Source organism: Streptomyces nigrescens (assembly GCF_027626975.1).
Lineage (GTDB): Bacteria > Actinomycetota > Actinomycetes > Streptomycetales > Streptomycetaceae > Streptomyces > Streptomyces nigrescens.
In genome coordinates, this window is the sequence record NZ_CP114203.1 from 3453478 (window position 1) to 3470724 (window position 17247).

The window sequence follows — 17247 nt, forward strand, 5'->3', positions numbered from 1 at the left end:
GCCCAAGTGACCACACTCACCAAGACCGAGGACACGCCGGTCCCGACCGGATCGGACCCCTTCCTCTCCGTCCGCGACCTGCATGTGCGGTTCTCCACCGAGGACGGCATCGTCAAGGCGGTCGACGGCCTCTCCTTCGACCTGGAACGCGGGCAGACGCTCGGCATCGTCGGCGAATCGGGATCCGGCAAGTCCGTCACCAACCTCGCCATCCTGGGGCTGCACAACCCCAAGAACACCGAGCTCTCCGGCGAGATCACGCTGGAGGGCCAGGAGTTGACCGGGGCCAGGGAGAAGACCCTGGAGAAGCTCCGCGGCAACAAGATGGCCATGATCTTCCAGGACGCGCTGACCGCCCTGTCGCCGTACTACACGGTCGGCCGGCAGATCGCGGAGCCGTTCATCAAGCACACCGGCGCCAGCAAGCGCGAGGGCCGACAGCGCGCCATCGAGATGCTGACCAAGGTCGGTATCCCGCAGCCGAATCTGCGGGTGGACGACTATCCGCACCAGTTCTCCGGCGGTATGCGCCAGCGCGCGATGATCGCCATGTCGCTGGTCTGCAACCCCGAGCTGCTGATCGCCGACGAGCCGACCACCGCCCTGGACGTCACCGTCCAGGCGCAGATCCTCGACCTCCTCAAGGACCTGCAGCAGGAGTTCGGCTCCGCCATCATCCTGATCACCCACGACCTCGGTGTGGTCGCCAACACCGCGGACGACCTGCTGGTGATGTACGCGGGCCGCGCCGTGGAGCGGGGCTCCGTCAAGGAGATCCTCACCCAGCCCCAGCACCCGTACACCTGGGGCCTGCTGAGCTCGATGCCCCGGCTGTCCTCGGACGTCCACGAGGAGCTGCACCCGATCCCCGGGGCGCCGCCGAGCCTGCTCACCCCGCCGTCCGGCTGCGGCTTCCACCCGCGCTGCGGCTTCACCGGCGAGGTCGGCGGTGCCCGCTGCACCGACGAGCGCCCGCTGCTGGAGCTGGGGCGCGCGGCCGCGTGCCATCTGAGCGCCGAGCAGAAGCAGACCCTCTTCACCGAGCAGATCAAGCCCCGGCTGGGCTAGGGAGCTATCACCATGGCAGAGAACGTCACCCTCCCGGCGCCCCGTGACGCCGCGCCCGCCCCGGGCGAGCCGCTGCTCACCGCCGAGGGACTCACCAAGCACTTCCCGATCCACGGCGGCTTCCCGTTCAAGCGGAAGGTCGGCGCGGTCCAGGCGGTCGACGGCGTCGACCTGACCGTGCACGCCGGCGAGAGCTTCGGTCTGGTCGGTGAGTCGGGCTGCGGCAAGTCCACCACCGGCCGGCTGCTCACCCGGCTCATGGAGCCGACCTCCGGCAAGATCACCTACGCGGGCAAGGACATCACCCGCGCGGGCCGCAAGGAACTGGCGCCGATCCGTTCCGAGATCCAGATGATCTTCCAGGACCCGTATGCCTCGCTGAACCCGCGGCAGACGGTCGGCACCATCATCGGCGGCCCGATGGAGATCAACGGGATCAACCCGCCCGGTGGCCGGGAGAAGCGGATCCGTGAGCTCCTGGAGACCGTGGGTCTCAACCCGGAGCACTACAACCGCTTCCCGCACGAGTTCTCCGGCGGTCAGCGGCAGCGCATCGGCGTGGCCCGCGCGCTCGCCCTGGAACCGAAGCTGATCGTCGCGGACGAGCCGGTCTCCGCGCTCGATGTCTCCATCCAGGCGCAGGTCGTCAACCTGCTCCAGAAGCTCCAGCGTGAGCTGGGCATCGCGTTCCTGTTCATCGCCCACGACCTGGCGATCGTGCGGCACTTCAGCGAGCGGGTCGCGGTGATGTACCTCGGCAAGATCGTCGAGGTGGGGACCCGCGACGAGATCTACCACCGGCCGCGCCACCCGTACACCCATGCGCTGCTCTCGGCGGTGCCGGAGGCCAAGCTGGTGGAGAGCGAGGAGGAGGACCGCGAGCGCATCCGCCTCGCCGGTGACGTCCCCTCCCCCGTCAACCCGCCCTCCGGCTGCCGGTTCCGTACGCGGTGCTGGAAGGCGCAGGACAAGTGCGCCACCGAGGAGCCGCCGCTCGTACGGATCGGCGGGAACGAGGCCGGCCACCTCACCGCCTGCCACTTCCCCGAGGAGCCGACGACCGCGGCCCGCGGCGAGGACATCATCCTCGACCCGGCGCTGGCCGCGATCGAGGAGGCCGCGGAGGCCGAGGACACCGGCAAGACCGAGTAGCCCTGGGTGTACCGCCATCGCGCGGAGCCGGAGCCCGCTTCCCCTACGGGAGGCGGGCTCCGGCGTATGTGCCCGCGGCTGCCGCGCCGGTGGCCCGACCGCCCGCCCCGTACGGCTACTCGCTCGGCACCACGTGCCGCTCCTCCGCGAAATGACAGGCCGAGGCATGCCCGGCCGGACCCGACGTCTCCCGGAACTCCCTGGGCACGTCCAGGGGCGGTACGACGTCGGTGCACAGCTGCCGGGCCTTCCAGCAGCGGGTGCGGAAGCGGCAGCCGGAGGGCGGGTTCGCGGGGGAGGGCACATCGCCCGCCAGCAGGATGCGGTCACGACGGGTGCGGGCCTCCGGGTCGGGGACCGGCACGGCGGACAGCAGGGCCTGGGTGTACGGGTGCGTGGGGTGCTCGTAGATCTGCTCGTCGGTACCGGTCTCGGCCAGCCGGCCCAGATACATCACCGCGATGCGGTCGGAGATGTGCCGTACGACGGACAGATCGTGCGCGATGAAGACGTACGACAGCTCGAACTCCTGCTGCAACTGCTCCAGCAGATTGACCACTTGGGCCTGCACGGAGACATCCAGCGCGGAGACCGGCTCATCGGCCACGATGATCTCCGGGCGCAGCGCCAGACCGCGGGCGATACCGATGCGCTGGCGCTGGCCGCCGGAGAACTGGTGCGGATAGCGGTGGATGAACTCCGGGTTGAGCCCGACCACTTCCAGGAGTTCCTGGACCTTCTGGCGGCGGTCTCCCTTGGGGGCCACCTCGGGGTGGATCTCGTAGGGCTCGCCGATGATGTCGCCGACGGTCATCCGGGGGTTCAGGGAGGTGTAGGGGTCCTGGAACACCATCTGGATGTTGCGCCGTACGGCCTTCAGGGCGCGGGCGGAGAGGGTGCTGATGTCCTCGCCCCGGTAACGGATCTGACCGGCCGTCGGCCGTTCGAGGCCCACCAGCAGCTTGGCGACGGTGGACTTGCCGCAGCCCGATTCACCGACGATGCCGAGCGTCTCGCCCTGGTGGAGGTCGAAGGACACCCCGTCGACGGCCTTGACCGCCCCGATCTGCTTCCTGAAGAGCACCCCCCGGGTGAGCGGGAAGTGTTTGACGAGGTCGCGGACCTCCAGGATCGGGGTCCCCGCTCCGGTCGCCCGGCCGCCGCCGTCACCGTGCGCCATCGAGGGTCTCCTTCCAGAAGTGGCAGGCGCTGGCCCGGCCGGGTCCGGCCTCGTACAGCGGTGGCGGATCGGTGCGGCAGATGTCCTGGGCCAGCGGACAGCGCGGGTGGAAGGGGCAGCCGGGCGGAATGGCCGTCAGGCTGGGCGGCAAGCCCTTGATCGCGTACAGCCGCCGGCCCTTGCGGTCGAGCCGTGGGATGGAGTCCAGCAGCCCGCGGGTGTACGGGTGGGCGGGCGCCCGGTAGAGCTGGTGGACGGGGGCGGTCTCGACGATCCGGCCGGCGTACATCACCGCGATCGTGTCGGCGACGTCCGCGACCACGCCCAGGTCATGGGTGATCAGGATCAGCCCCATGGTCAGCTCGCGCTGGAGCTCGGCCAGCAGATCCATCACCTGCGCCTGCACGGTGACGTCCAGCGCCGTGGTCGGCTCGTCCGCGATGATCAGGTCCGGGCCGAGGGCCAGCGCCATCGCGATCATGATGCGCTGGCGCATCCCGCCGGAGAACTGGTGCGGATAGTCGCCCACCCGCTCCCTGGCCGCGGGGATACCGACCCGCTCCATCAGCTCCACCGCTCTGCCGCGGGCGTCCTTACGGGACATCCCCTCGTGGACCTCGAACATCTCCCCGAGCTGGGCGCCGACGCTGAGGACCGGGTTCAGCGCGGACAGCGCGTCCTGGAAGATCATCGCCATCTTCGCGCCGCGGACCCTGCGCCGTTCGTCCTTGCGCAGGGTGAGCAGATCGCGCCCCTGGAAGACGATCTCGCCGCCGGTGACGAACCCCGGCGGCGAGTCGAGGATGCCCATCACGGCCTGGGCGGTGACGGACTTGCCGGAGCCCGACTCGCCGAGCACCGCCAGCGTCTGACCGGGCGCCACGCGGTAGCTGACGCCGTTGACGGCCTTGGCCACGCCGTCCCGGGTACGGAACTCCACCCGCAGGTCCCGCACGTCGAGCAGGGCCGTACCGGCGCCCGTGGACCCTGCGTCCTCGTTCGTCATCTTCCCGCTCCTCAGCGCAGCTTGGGGTCGAGGGCGTCGCGCACCGCGTCGCCGAGCAGGATGAACGCCAGCACCGTGATGCTCAGCGCTCCCGCGGGCCACAGCAGCATGTGCGGCGCGCTGCGGATGTAGGTGGAGGCCGTGGAGATGTCGATGCCCCAGGAGATGGTGGGCGGCTTCAGACCCGCGCCCAGGTACGAGAGCGTCGCCTCCAGCGCGATGAAGGTGCCGAGCGCGATGGTGGCGACGACGATGACCGGCGCGACGGCGTTCGGCGCGATATGGCGCAGCAGCAGCCGTCCGTTGCCCGCGCCCAGCGCCCGCGCGGCCTGGACGTAGTCGTTCTGTTTGGCGGTGACGACGGAGCCGCGGGCAATACGGGAGACCTGCGGCCAGCCGAGCAGCACGATGAAGCCGACCACCGGCCAGACCGTGGTGCCGGTGACCATGGAGAGGAAGACCAGACCGCCGAGGATCACCGGGATGCCGAAGAAGATGTCGGCGAGCCGGGAGAGCAGGGTGTCGCCCCAGCCGCCGAAGAACCCGGCCAGTCCGCCCAGCAGGCTGCCGAGCAGCGCCGCGCCGGTCGTGGCGCAGACGCCGACGGTGATGGAGGCACGGGCGCCGTAGACGACGCGGGTGTAGACGTCCCGGCCCTGGGTGTCGAAGCCGAAGGGGTGGCCGGGCTGGGAGCCCTGCTGGGCCTTGGCGAGGTCGGCGCGGTAGGGGTTGCCGGTGGCGATCAGCTGCGGCCAGATCGCGATGATCACCAGGAAGACGATGACCAGCGCGGAGATCACGAAGACGGGGTTGCGGAGCAGGTCGTGCCAGGCGTCGCTCCACAGGCTGCGCGGTTTGCCGGCGGGGACCCCGCCGGGCGGTCCGGCGCCGGGCGGGGCCGCACCGGGCCGCCGTTCCAGTGACTCCGCCTCGCCGATGGCCAGCGCGGCGGACCCGCCGTCGCCGTGGCCCATGGCTTCCTTGGGGACATAGGGCTCAGGCATAGCGGATCCTCGGGTCGAGGACGGCGTACAGCAGGTCGACGAGGAGGTTCGCGAGGAGGAACACCAGCACCAGGATCGTCACGAAGCCCACGACGGTCGGCGAGTTCTGCCGCAGGATGCCCTGGTAGAGCTGGTATCCGACGCCGTGGATGTTGAAGATGCGCTCGGTGACGATCGCGCCGCCCATCAGGGCGCCGATGTCCGTGCCGATGAAGGTGACGACCGGGATCAGCGAATTGCGCAGCAGATGGCGGGTGATGACGCGGTGCCGGGGCAGGCCCTTGGCGAGCGCCGTACGGACGTAGTCGGCGCGGGCGTTCTCCGCGATCGAGGTCCGGGTCAGCCGGGTCACATAGGCGAGCGAGACCAGCGCCAGCACCAGCCCCGGCAGCAGGAGTTCGTTCAGCGGCGCCTCGGGCGCGACGGACGGCGCGGCCCAGGCCCACTGCACCCCGAACACGAACTGCAGCAGATAACCGCTGACGAAGGTCGGGATGGACACCACGACGAGGGTGAGCACCAGCACCGTGGTGTCGATGTCCCGGCCGCGCCGCAGCCCGCTGAACACCCCCAGCACAATGCCCACCACCATCTCGATCACGATGGCGACGAGGGTCAGCCGCAGCGTGACGGGAAAGGCGGAGGCCATCAGCTCGGTGACCGACTGGCCGTTGAACGCGGTGCCGAAATTCCCCTGGAAGATCTGCCCCATGTAGTGCAGATACTGCTTCCACAGCGGCTCATCGAGGTAGAGGTCGCGGCGGATCTGCGCGGCGGTGGCGGGGTCGGGTGCCCGTTCGCCGAACATCGCGGCCACGGGGTCGCCGAGTGCGTACACCATGAAGAAGATGAGGAAGGTGCTGCCGATGAACACCGGGATCATCTGGAGCAGCCGCCGGATCACATAGCGGCCCATGAAGCACCGACCTCCCTCGCCCGACGGCCAGTTGGCACGGTCAGTTGACCTTGATCTCGTTGTAGACCGGCACGCTGAACGGATTCAGTGAGACATTGCTGATCCGGTCCGAATAGCCGCCGCTGCCGTTCTGGTACCAGAGCGGAATGGCCGGCATCTGGCTGGCGAGGATCTTCTCCGCGTCCTGGAAGGTCCGGACGGCCTTCTGCGGGTCGGTGTCCGCGTTCGCCTCGTTCACCAGCTTGTCGAAGGAGGCATTGCTGAACTTGCCGTCGTTGGAAGAGGCGTTGGTGTAATACAGCGGCTGCAGAAAGTTCTGGATCAGTGGATAGTCCATCTGCCAGCCGGCCCGGAAGGGCCCGCTCATCCGCTTGGCCGTGATCTTGTTCCGGAAGTCGGCGAAGGTGCCGACCGGGTCCCCGACGCACGCCTGGTCGTCCCCCAGCGACTTGTTGATGCTGTTGCAGAGGGCGTCGATCCAGTCCTTGTGGGAGCCCGTATCGGCGTTGTAGGTGAGGGCGATCCTGCCGCCGGGGAGTCCGCCGCCCTCCTTGATCAGCTGCTTTGCCTTCGCCGGGTTGAACTCACAGGCCTCGCCGCACAGCCCGGCCTTGTAGCCCCCCTCCTTCCCCAGCACCGGCGAGGTCCAGTCCGTGGCGGGCGTCCGGGTCTTCCGGAAGATCTCCCGGGTGATCTGGTCCCGGTCGATCGCCATCGACAGGCCGCGGCGCACTTTGTCCGTACCCGGCCGCGACCACCGTTTGTCGTACATGGGAAAGGTGAGGGTCTGGATGATCCCGGCCGGCTGATTGATGTAGCGGCCGCCCAGATCCGCCTGCACATTCTTGAGCTGTGCGGCCGGCACATCATCGACCAGGTCGAGGTTGCCCGCCTGCAGATCGGTATAGGCGGTGTTGTTGTCCGTATAGACCCGCAGATCGATACCGCCGTTACGCGCCGGATCGTTCCCCGGATAGGCGCCCCACTTCCGCATCCGCAGCACCGACCCCTTTTCGTAGGAGTCCACGGTGTACGGGCCGTTCCCGACCGGCTTCCGGATCCAGGCGTCGTGATCCCGGAAGAATGCCTGCGGCAGCGGCATGAAGGCCGAATAGCCCAGCGTGTCCGGCCAGCTGGAGAACTTCTGGTTGAGCTTGACGGTAAAGGTCCTGTCGTCCTTCACCACCAGCCCCGACAGGGTTTTGGCCTGCGGGCTCCCCCCGTCCGGATGCACCTGCGCAAAGCCGTCGATGTACTGGAAGAAGGGTGCGTTCTTCTGCTTGTTGCTCAGCAGTGCGCCGTAATTCCAGGCATCCACGAAGGACTTGGCAGTGACCTTCTCTCCGTTGCTGAAGGTCCAGCCGCCCTTCAAGGTCACCGTGAAATTCTGCGAGTCCTTCGTCTCGATCCGGTCCGCGATCACATTCTCCGCGGCGCCCGTCTTCGGGTTGTAGCGCTTGAGCCCCCGGAACAGCATTTCCAGGACCTTGCCGCCCTGGACCTCATTGGTGTTCGCCGGCTCCAGCGGATTCTGCGGATCCCCCCAGGAGGCGCTGACCACCCCGGAACGGCTCGCCCCGCTCCCGCCCCCGCACCCCGTGGCCACGAGGGCGACGGCGACGGCGCATGCGCCCCACTGCGCACACGTGGCTCTCCGCATGACGGCTCCTCAGGTACGGGATCGTGCCCAGGGCCACATAAGATCGCAAAGCGGGAGGTACCGCACTTCGGCGGCGTGCGCCACTGCTCCGAAGACGGGAGAAACCCCTCGGATGCCCGAGTGGGGACCAAGAGGGGGCGCCCGGGGACACAGACAACGTCGTCGCGGAGCGGCCCCCGGACAGCGAAGGGGCGCCCCTCACGCGGAGGGGCGCCCCATCACTTCAGGCCGGAGTACCGGCGGCAGTCGTTACCGCTTGGCGCGCGACGCGGTGCGGCCGCGCTCCTTCTGGTCCAGGACGACCTTGCGGATGCGCACGGCCTCCGGGGTCACCTCGACGCACTCGTCGTCGCGGCAGAACTCCAGGGACTGCTCCAGCGACAGCTTGCGCGGCGGCACGATCGCCTCGAACGAGTCGGCCGAGGAGGAGCGCATGTTGGTGAGCTTCTTCTCCTTGGTGATGTTCACGTCCATGTCGTCGGCGCGGGAGTTCTCGCCGACGATCATGCCCTCGTACACCTCGGTGCCGGGCTCGGTGAAGAGCACACCGCGCTCCTGGAGGTTCGTCATCGCGAAGGCGGTGACGGCACCGGAGCGGTCGGCGACCAGGGAGCCGTTGTTACGGGTGGTGAGCTGGCCGAACCACGGCTCGTGACCCTCGTGGATCGAGTGCGCGATACCGGTGCCGCGGGTGTTGGTCAGGAACTCCGTACGGAAGCCGATCAGACCACGCGACGGGACGACGAACTCCATGCGGACCCAGCCGGAGCCGTGGTTGGACATGTTGTCCATCCGGCCCTTGCGGACACCCATGAGCTGGGTGACGGCGCCCATGTGCTCCTCGGGCACGTCGATGGTCATGCGCTCGACGGGCTCGTACGTCTTGCCGTCGACCTCCTTGGTGACCACCTGCGGCTTGCCGATGGTCATCTCGAAGCCCTCGCGGCGCATCTGCTCGACCAGGATGGCCAGCGCCAGCTCACCGCGGCCCTGCACCTCCCAGGCGTCGGGACGCTCGGTCTCCAGGACGCGCAGCGAGACGTTACCGATCAGCTCGCGCTCCAGGCGGTCCTTGACCTGGCGGGCGGTGACCTTGCGGTCCTTGACCGCGGCCTTGGCGTCCGCGCCCTTACCGGTGCCGCCCCGGCCGACCAGCGGCGAGGTGTTGGTACCGATGGTCATGGAGATCGCCGGCTCGTCGACGGTGATCAGCGGCAGCGCGACCGGGTTCTCCGGGTCGGCCAGCGTCTCGCCGATCATGATGTCGGGGATACCGGCGACCGCGCAGATGTCGCCCGGGCCGGCCACCTCGGCGGGCTTGCGGGTGAGCGCCTCGGTCATCATCAGCTCGGTGATGCGGACGTTGGCGATGGTGCCGTCCCGCTTGATCCACGCGACGTTCTGGCCCTTGCGCAGCTCGCCCTGCTCGACCCGGAGCAGCGCGATACGGCCGAGGAAGTTGTCCGCGTCCAGGTTGGTGACGTGGGCCTGGAGCGGGGCCTCCGCGTCGTACTGCGGGGCGGGGACCGACTCCAGGAGCGTGGTGAAGAACGGCTCCAGGTTGGTGCTGTCGGCCGGGACGGTGCCGTCCTCCGGCTTGGTCAGCGAGGCCACACCGTCACGGGCGCAGGCGTAGACGATCGGGAACTCGATCTGGTCCTCGTCCGCGTCCAGGTCCAGGAACAGGTCGTAGGTCTCGTTGACGACCTCGTCGATCCGGGAGTCGGGGCGGTCGGTCTTGTTGATGCAGAGGATGACCGGCATCCGCGCCGCGAGCGCCTTGCGGAGCACGAAGCGGGTCTGCGGCAGCGGGCCCTCGGAGGCGTCGACCAGCAGGACGACCGCGTCGACCATCGACAGACCGCGCTCGACCTCGCCACCGAAGTCGGCGTGGCCGGGGGTGTCGATGATGTTGATCGTGACCGGGTCCCCGCCATCCTTGGGGTGATACTTCACCGCCGTGTTCTTGGCGAGGATCGTGATGCCCTTCTCACGCTCCAGGTCGTTGGAGTCCATCATCCGGTCGTCGAGCTTCTCAGCGGCGTGTTCGGCGAACGAGCCGGCCTGCTTGAGCATGCCGTCGACGAGGGTGGTCTTCCCGTGGTCGACGTGGGCGACGATGGCTACGTTACGAATGTCGTGACGGGTGGGCATACTGGCGGCGCTTCTCCCGGAATCGTGGGTGGCGACGCGTCCATTCGGTACGCGCGCCCGCCGGGCATAACGAAGCCACGGCCTCACCCCATCGTACGGGGCCGCGGCAGCAATGGCCGCCGCGGCCCGTACATATGCGCTATGACCTGCAGTTTCTCACCATTTATTCGCCCGGACTCCACCCCTACTTCTGGTAGCCGATGTCCTGGAAGCGGGGCGTGGCGAAGCCGAAGGCGCCGACGTTGGCCAGCGACTTCTTCGTGGCCACCAGCTCGGGCCGCTGGTAGAGCGGGATCGACCCGGCGGCCGCCCAGATCCGGGCGTCGGCCTGCGCCACCAGCGTGTGCGCGGCGCCCTCGTCCAGCTCGGAGGCGGCCTGGTCGAAGAGCTGGTCGATGTGGTCGGTGCCGACCCGGGTGTAGTTCTGCTCGACGGTCAGCGAGCCGTCGGGCGCGGGCTGCGGCTTGGCGTAGATCGGCCGGGCGTCGGTCGCCGGGTAGGCGGTGCCGGGCCAGGAGTACAGCGCCAGGTCGTAGTCACCGCCGGCGATGTGGTCCTGGAAGTAGCTGGCGTCGGAGACCCGCTGCAGGGACGTCTGCACGCCGATCTTGCCGAGCATCGAGGCGATCCGCCGTCCGACGGTGCGCAGCTGCTCGGAGCCGGCGCCGTCGGGGAGCACGAAGCGCAGGGTGAGCGGCTTGCCGTTCTTCTTCACGGCGGCGATCCGGGACGTCTTGCCGTCGGCGGGCCGCGGTGCGGCCGCCGCGTCGGCGGCCCGCTCGACGGCGGCGTGCCGGGCACCCGGGTGCCCGCCGGACCCCGGCAGCTGCGGGCCCTGTCCGGTCTCGATCAGCTCGGCGGCGCCGAGCGCCTCCGCGGCCCGCATCTTGTACCGCTTGTACTTGGCGTACGCCGCGGACCCGGTGTCGCCGTCCGCGTCGGCCTTCTCACTGGCGGCCGCCTGCTTGTAGAACGAGGCGCTCTGCCGCAGCAGGGCGGACTGCTGGACCTCCGAGCCGACCGCCCCGGTGAAGGACAGCGGGGCCTCGGCGGCGGCGGGACGGTCGCCCCGGCCCGGCGCACCGGCGTGGCCGCGGCCGGCGCGGGCGGGGTTGCGGTCGTCGGAGTCGCCGCCCGGCCTGTCCTCATCGGACTCGTCGGACTCATCGGACTCATCGGACTCGTCGTACCGGTCACCGGCGTACCGCTCGTCCGACGGCTCGTCGCCGTCCTCGTCCGGGTATCCGTCGGGCGCCGGTGCGCCCGCCTTCTCGCCGGCCTGCTGGTGGTCGGCGCCGTCGCTCTTCCAGCCGGCGTCCGCGAGCAGCGCCTTGGCCGCCCCGGCGTCCTGCTCGCCGAGGGCGTCGCTGTGGTCCGCGTAGCCGTACTGCCCGGCCATCAGCAGATGGCTGCCGAGCGGCTTGGACGGCAGGTCGAGCGGCTTGAGGACGGTGTCAGCGAGCGCCTGCCGGTCGAGGGCCCGGGCCACCGCCCGGCGCACCCGGTCGTCGGCCAGCGGCCCGCTGCTGCCGTTGAGGGCGAGCTGGGTATAGGCGGGCTCCAGCGCCTTGCGGATGGTGTAGCCGCGCAGTACGGAGTTCTCCGCGGCGGCGGCCTTGGCGCCGGCCCGGTTCCCGTTGCTCTGCGGGCCCGCGTTGCCCTCGGCGGGCGTCCTGGGCGAGCCGGAGGAGGCCGGGCGCCGCGCGGAGGCGACCCGCTTCGCGGCGATCTGGTCGACCGCGGCGACATCGACGCTCCCCTCGGCCAGCGCCGCGGCCCGCTTGTCGCCGGGCAGGGACTGCAGCACGATCCGCTTGAGCTTGGCGGGCTCGCCCCACCACCTCGCGTTGCGGACGAGGATGACGCGGCCCTCCTCGGTGTCCCGCTTCTGGACGAGGAACGGGCCGGCGCCGACCTTGAGCTGCTCGCGTGCGCCCTCGTTGAAGGCATTGGGGCTGCCCATGACGCTCTTGGGGTAGAGCGGTGTGAACAGGGACCGCCAGTCCGCGTAGGGGCGGGCGAAGGTGACCTTGACCTCGTGGGCGTTCGCGCCCTGCTCGACCTTGCCGATCCGGTCGTAGCCGGCGTTGCGGGCCGTCCAGTAGGCGTTGTCCTTGCCGCGCAGCGCGGTCCACTGGGCGATGAAGTCGGCGGCGGTGACCGCCGTGCCGTTGCTCCACCGCGCCTTGGGGTTGATCTTGTACGTGACGACCTGCTTGGGGTCACGGGTGCTGATGTCCGCGGCGTCGAGGTAGTCGGCGTTGCGCTGCGGTCTGCCGCTCGCGTCGATGGTGAACATGCTGGGCAGCACCGCGCCGGCGATCCGCGCGGTGGTCGCGTCGGCGTCGGACTGGAAGGCGTTGAGGGTGCCGGGCATCGCATCGACGGCCCAGCGCAGGGTGCCGCCGTTCTTCAGCGCGCTGCGGGGTGCCGGGGCGATGTCCTGGGACGCCGCGACGGACGCCTCCCGGGCGTCTTCGCTGCATCCGGCCAGGGCCGGCAGCGGGAGCAGCACCCCCGCCGCGATGAGCGCGGCACAGCGGCGTCTGTGGCACACCGCGCGGCGGCCTGCGGGGTGGTCGTGGTCGGTCATGACGGTTCCCTCCGGGCTCGCCCGCGCCGCGCCGAGCACCGCCTGGGGCCTGACCGGCGCACCACGTTCGGCCGACTTTGCGGCTCATCACATCTATGGCACCCCTACTGAAAGCGACCGTGCCCGGACCGGAAGCCCGACACGGCGGCCACCGCGCCAAGGCCACCCGCCCGGCCCAACACCCGGGCCCCCGGGGCGGTCACGGCGGGGTCCACGGGAGTGCGGGCGGCCCGCCGTCCCGCCCTCTTTCGGATCAGCGTTCGACCTACGCCGGGGCGCATGGTTGCCGAAACGCACCGGTTCGAGTCGTAATCACGCTGGACCCCTTCCCAACGCCTACTGTGACGCGCGACACTCTCGGGCGCATGAGATCGCCCACCACACCTTCAAAAGTGAGGGCACGTTATGTCCCTTCAGGACGCTATGACGGCGGTTGAGCGCAGCCTGGACGACCTGGTCCGGTCGGTGGGAAAACTGGAGACGCAGATCGGCGCCGGCCTGGACATCCGCCGGGTCCGTACGGACACCGACCATCTGCGCGAGAGCCTCACCCTGCTGAAGCAGAGCGTCGCGGCCAGTCCTCCCGTCCACCGGAGCACGCCCGAAGTCGAGATGGTGCCGATCTCCGACGCCCCCTACAACTCCGCGCTGTGGACCGACGCCCAGGACGAGGGCCTCGGCTGCAGGAACGGCCACGCGCCCTAGGGGAAAACCCCTGGTGGAGGCCCCCTAGGGGGTGGCTTCGCCCCACTCATTCCCCTACCCCGTTGCCGTCCCGGCGGAAAGTATCCGGCCGGAGCGCCTTTCACGGAGACCGACGTTGGCCACTGGCACCGAACCCTCATCGCAAGCGGGCGCAACCGGCGTGCACGCCTCCTCGCGCGCCGCCATCCCCGCCCGTCATCTGCGCACCGACCGCTGGTGGCTGGCGCCGGCCTGCACCGCCGCCGGGCTGCTCGCGTTCATCGTCTACTCGACCTGGCGGGCGTTCGCGAACGCCGACTACTACGCCGCGCCCTATGTCTCACCGTTCTACTCGCCGTGTCTGGCGGAGAACTGCCACACCATGCGCGGCGGCCCCAACTGGGAGATCTTCGGCAGCTGGTGGGGCCTGTCCCCCGCCCTGCTGATCCTGATCTTCCCGCTGGGATTCCGGCTGACCTGCTACTACTACCGCAAGGCCTACTACCGCGGCTTCTGGGCCTCGCCCCCGGCCTGCGCGGTCGCCGAGCCGCACAAGAAGTACACCGGTGAGACCCGCTTCCCGCTGATCCTGCAGAACATCCACCGCTACTTCTTCTACTTCGCGATCCTGGTCGCCGGCGTACTGACCTACGACACCGCACTGACCTTCCGTGACGAGAACTACGCCTGGGGCCACATGGGCCTGGGCACCCTGGTGTTCCTCGTCAACATCGTGCTGATCTGGGCGTACACCCTCTCCTGCCACTCCTGCCGGCACATCGTCGGTGGCCGGCTGCGGCACTTCTCCAAGCACCCGGTGCGCTACCGGATGTGGGGCTGGGTCGGCAAGCTCAACGAGCGGCACATGCTGCTCGCCTGGTCCTCGCTGATCAGCGTGGCCGTCGCGGACTTCTATGTCTTCCTGCTGGCCAGCGGGGCGTTCGAGGACCCGCGCTTCTTCTGACGACAGCATCTCCTAAGGAAAGGTGTGCCCTCTGATGGCGCATGTGGACCGGCAGGCATGGGACGTGGTCGTGGTGGGCGCCGGCGGCGCCGGACTGCGGGCCGCGATCGAGGCCCGCGAAGCCGGTATGCGGACGGCCGTGATCTGCAAGTCCCTGTTCGGCAAGGCCCATACGGTGATGGCCGAGGGCGGTATCGCGGCCAGCATGGGCAACGCCAACGAGCATGACAACTGGCAGGTCCACTTCCGGGACACCATGCGCGGCGGCAAGTTCCTCAACCAGTGGCGGATGGCCGAGCTGCACGCCCGGGAGGCGCCCGACCGGGTGTGGGAGCTGGAGACCTGGGGCGCGCTCTTCGACCGCACCGCGGACGGCCGGATCTCCCAGCGCAACTTCGGCGGCCATGAGTACCCGCGCCTCGCCCATGTCGGCGACCGTACGGGCCTGGAGCTGATCCGCACCCTCCAGCAGAAGATCGTCTCGCTGCAGCAGGAGGACGAGAAGGAATTCGGCGCGTACGACGCCCGGTTGAAGGTCTTCCAGGAGTGCACGGTCACCCGCGTCCTCACAGAGTCGAAAAGCGGCTCCGCCGCGGGGTCCGGCCGGGTGTCCGGCGCCTTCTGCTACGAGCGGGAGTCCGGCCGCTTCTTCGTGCTGGAGGCGCCCGCGGTGGTGCTGGCCACCGGCGGTATCGGCAAGTCCTTCAAGGTGACCTCGAACTCCTGGGAGTACACCGGCGACGGCCATGCGCTGGCCCTGCTGGCCGGGGCTCCGCTGATCAACATGGAGTTCGTGCAGTTCCACCCCACCGGCATGGTCTGGCCGCCGTCGGTGAAGGGCATCCTCGTCACCGAATCCGTCCGCGGCGACGGCGGGGTGCTGCGCAACAGCGACGGCAAGCGCTTCATGTTCGACTACGTCCCGGACGTCTTCAAGGAGAAGTACGCGGAGACCGAGGAGGAGGGCGACCGCTGGTACGAGGATCCGGAGAGCAACCGCCGCCCGCCCGAGCTGCTGCCCCGTGACGAGGTCGCCCGCGCCATCAACTCCGAGGTCAAGGCCGGGCGCGGCTCCCCGCACGGCGGCGTCTATCTGGATGTCTCCACCCGGATGCCGGCCGAGGTCATCATCCGCCGGCTGCCGTCGATGCACCACCAGTTCAAGGAGCTGGCGGATGTGGACATCACCGCCGAGCCGATGGAGGTCGGCCCGACCTGTCACTACGTGATGGGCGGGGTGGATGTGGACCCCGACACCGCGGCGGCGCACGGCGTACCGGGCCTGTTCGCGGCCGGCGAGGTGGCCGGCGGGATGCACGGCTCCAACCGGCTGGGCGGCAACTCCCTCTCCGACCTGCTGGTCTTCGGCCGCCGGGCGGGGCTGCACGCGGCCGAGTACGCGGCGTCGCTGGCCGAGCGGCCGGCGCCCGATCCGCTGCAGATCGACGCGGCGGAGGCGGAGGCGCTGCGCCCGTTCAGCGCCGAGGACACCGAGGACACCGGGGAGGCGGCGGGCGGCGACCGGGTCCCGGCGGAGAATCCGTACGCCCTGCACCAGGAGCTCCAGCAGGCGATGAACGACCTGGTCGGCATCATCCGCAAGGAGAGCGAGATGTTCGAGGCGCTCAAGCGGCTGGCCGATCTGCGGGTACGGGCCCGGCGGGCCGGTGTCGAGGGGCACCGGCAGTACAACCCGGGCTGGCATCTGTCGCTCGACCTGCGGAACATGCTGCTGGTCAGCGAGTGTGTGGCCCGGGCGGCGCTGGAGCGCGAGGAGAGCCGGGGCGGGCACACCCGCGACGACCATCCGGCGATGGACCGGCACTGGCGCAAGATCAATCTGGTCTGTGAACTCGCCGATCCGCAGGGCGATTCACGGGCGGCGGACCCGGCGCTGGGCCAGATCCGACTCTCCCGCCGCGAGACCCCGCCGATCCGCCGCGATCTGCTGGAACTGTTCGAGAAGGACGAGCTGGCGAAGTATCTGACCGACGAGGAGCTGAGCCGGTGAGCCAGGCGCAGACAGAGCAGCAGTCCGGGACCTACCAGGCGCACTTCCGGGTGTGGCGGGGCGACGCGGACGCCGGTGACCTGGCGGATTTCACGGTAGAGGTGCACGAGGGCGAGGTGGTGCTGGACATCATCCACCGCCTCCAGGCGACCCAGGCGCCCGATCTCGCCGTGCGCTGGAACTGCAAGGCGGGCAAGTGCGGTTCGTGCAGCGCGGAGATCAACGGGCGGCCGCGGCTGCTGTGTATGACCCGGATGTCGGTCTTCGACCGTACGGAGACGATCACGGTCACCCCGATGCGGGCCTTCCCGGTCGTCCGTGACCTGGTCACCGATGTGTCCTTCAACTACAGCAAGGCCCGCGAGATCCCGTCGTTCGTACCGCCCCCGGATCTGGGGCCCGGTGAGTACCGCATGCAGCAGGAGGACGTCGGCCGCTCGCAGGAGTTCCGTAAGTGCATCGAGTGCTTCCTGTGCCAGGACACCTGCCATGTGGTGCGCGACCACGAGGAGAACAAGGCCGCGTTCGCCGGTCCGCGCTTCCTGATGCGGATCGCCGAGCTCGATATGCACCCGCTGGACGCGGCGCCGGAGTCGGGTGTCGACCGCAAGACCACCGCCCAGGACGAACACGGCCTGGGCTACTGCAACATCACCAAGTGCTGCACCGAGGTCTGCCCCGAGCACATCAAGATCACCGACAATGCGCTGATCCCGCTCAAGGAGCGCGCCGCGGACCGTAAGTACGACCCGCTGGTGTGGCTCGGGAACAAGATCCGGCGGCGGAGCGAGTGATCTGACGGGCGCCCGCGCGGGGCCGGTGCCACACCCGGCCCCCGCGGCGCCCCACGGCCGC

General features: G+C 69.5%; 13 protein-coding genes. 6 read left to right on the top strand and 7 right to left on the bottom strand.

Annotated elements, in window-relative coordinates; translation table 11 throughout:
• Positions 1-6: 6 nt before the first annotated feature.
• Together STRNI_RS15435 and STRNI_RS15440 are read left to right on the top strand one after the other, a co-directional pair.
• The gene (locus tag STRNI_RS15435; protein ID WP_018089385.1) at positions 7-1068 is read left to right on the top strand and encodes an ABC transporter ATP-binding protein; all 1062 of its coding nucleotides are present in this window, start codon (positions 7-9) and stop codon (positions 1066-1068) included.
• A gap of 12 nt (positions 1069-1080) precedes the next feature.
• On the top strand, positions 1081-2220 hold the full coding sequence (locus STRNI_RS15440; RefSeq protein ID WP_018089384.1) for an ABC transporter ATP-binding protein: 1140 nt from the start codon (positions 1081-1083) through the stop codon (positions 2218-2220).
• A gap of 115 nt (positions 2221-2335) precedes the next feature.
• On the opposite strand, the gene STRNI_RS15445 is transcribed toward STRNI_RS15440, so the two are convergent.
• The 7 genes from STRNI_RS15445 to STRNI_RS15475 form a co-directional block, all read right to left on the bottom strand.
• On the bottom strand, positions 2336-3400 hold the full coding sequence (locus STRNI_RS15445) for an ABC transporter ATP-binding protein (protein WP_277411402.1): 1065 nt from the start codon (positions 3398-3400) through the stop codon (positions 2336-2338).
• Positions 3387-4406 (bottom strand): ABC transporter ATP-binding protein, encoded by a 1020-nt coding sequence (locus tag STRNI_RS15450; RefSeq protein WP_159486334.1) that lies wholly within the window; start codon positions 4404-4406, stop codon positions 3387-3389. Before STRNI_RS15450 ends, STRNI_RS15445 begins: the two co-directional genes overlap by 14 nt.
• An 11-nt stretch (positions 4407-4417) precedes the next feature.
• The gene (locus tag STRNI_RS15455; protein WP_026169588.1) at positions 4418-5410 is read right to left on the bottom strand and encodes an ABC transporter permease; all 993 of its coding nucleotides are present in this window, start codon (positions 5408-5410) and stop codon (positions 4418-4420) included.
• Positions 5403-6326: an ABC transporter permease gene (locus STRNI_RS15460; protein WP_018089379.1), complete on the bottom strand. Its 924-nt coding sequence runs from the start codon at positions 6324-6326 to the stop codon at positions 5403-5405. The genes STRNI_RS15455 and STRNI_RS15460 overlap by 8 nt, the downstream gene beginning before the upstream one ends.
• Positions 6327-6366: 40 nt before the next feature.
• Complete coding sequence (locus STRNI_RS15465; protein WP_266439303.1) at positions 6367-7986, bottom strand: peptide ABC transporter substrate-binding protein; 1620 nt, start codon at positions 7984-7986, stop codon at positions 6367-6369.
• Positions 7987-8235: 249 nt separating this feature from the next.
• Positions 8236-10140, bottom strand: a complete 1905-nt coding sequence (gene typA, locus STRNI_RS15470; RefSeq protein ID WP_018089377.1) for a translational GTPase TypA — start codon at positions 10138-10140, stop codon at positions 8236-8238.
• A 184-nt stretch (positions 10141-10324) separates the two neighbouring features.
• Complete coding sequence (locus tag STRNI_RS15475) at positions 10325-12733, bottom strand: ABC transporter family substrate-binding protein (RefSeq protein WP_277411403.1); 2409 nt, start codon at positions 12731-12733, stop codon at positions 10325-10327.
• Between the two features lie 405 nt (positions 12734-13138).
• Here STRNI_RS15475 and STRNI_RS15480 point away from each other — a divergent pair, with 405 nt between their 5' ends.
• The 4 genes from STRNI_RS15480 to STRNI_RS15495 all read left to right on the top strand — a co-directional run bounded on the left by STRNI_RS15480 (position 13139) and on the right by STRNI_RS15495 (position 17186).
• A complete protein-coding gene (locus STRNI_RS15480) occupies positions 13139-13438 on the top strand; it encodes a hypothetical protein (protein ID WP_274737968.1) in 300 nt (99 codons plus the stop codon).
• A gap of 115 nt (positions 13439-13553) precedes the next feature.
• The gene (locus STRNI_RS15485) at positions 13554-14381 is read left to right on the top strand and encodes a hypothetical protein (protein WP_026169585.1); all 828 of its coding nucleotides are present in this window, start codon (positions 13554-13556) and stop codon (positions 14379-14381) included.
• A 34-nt stretch (positions 14382-14415) separates the two neighbouring features.
• Positions 14416-16392 (top strand): fumarate reductase/succinate dehydrogenase flavoprotein subunit, encoded by a 1977-nt coding sequence (locus tag STRNI_RS15490; RefSeq protein WP_159486340.1) that lies wholly within the window; start codon positions 14416-14418, stop codon positions 16390-16392.
• On the top strand, positions 16389-17186 hold the full coding sequence (locus STRNI_RS15495) for a succinate dehydrogenase/fumarate reductase iron-sulfur subunit (RefSeq protein ID WP_277411404.1): 798 nt from the start codon (positions 16389-16391) through the stop codon (positions 17184-17186). Before STRNI_RS15490 ends, STRNI_RS15495 begins: the two co-directional genes overlap by 4 nt.
• Positions 17187-17247: the final 61 nt, after the last annotated feature.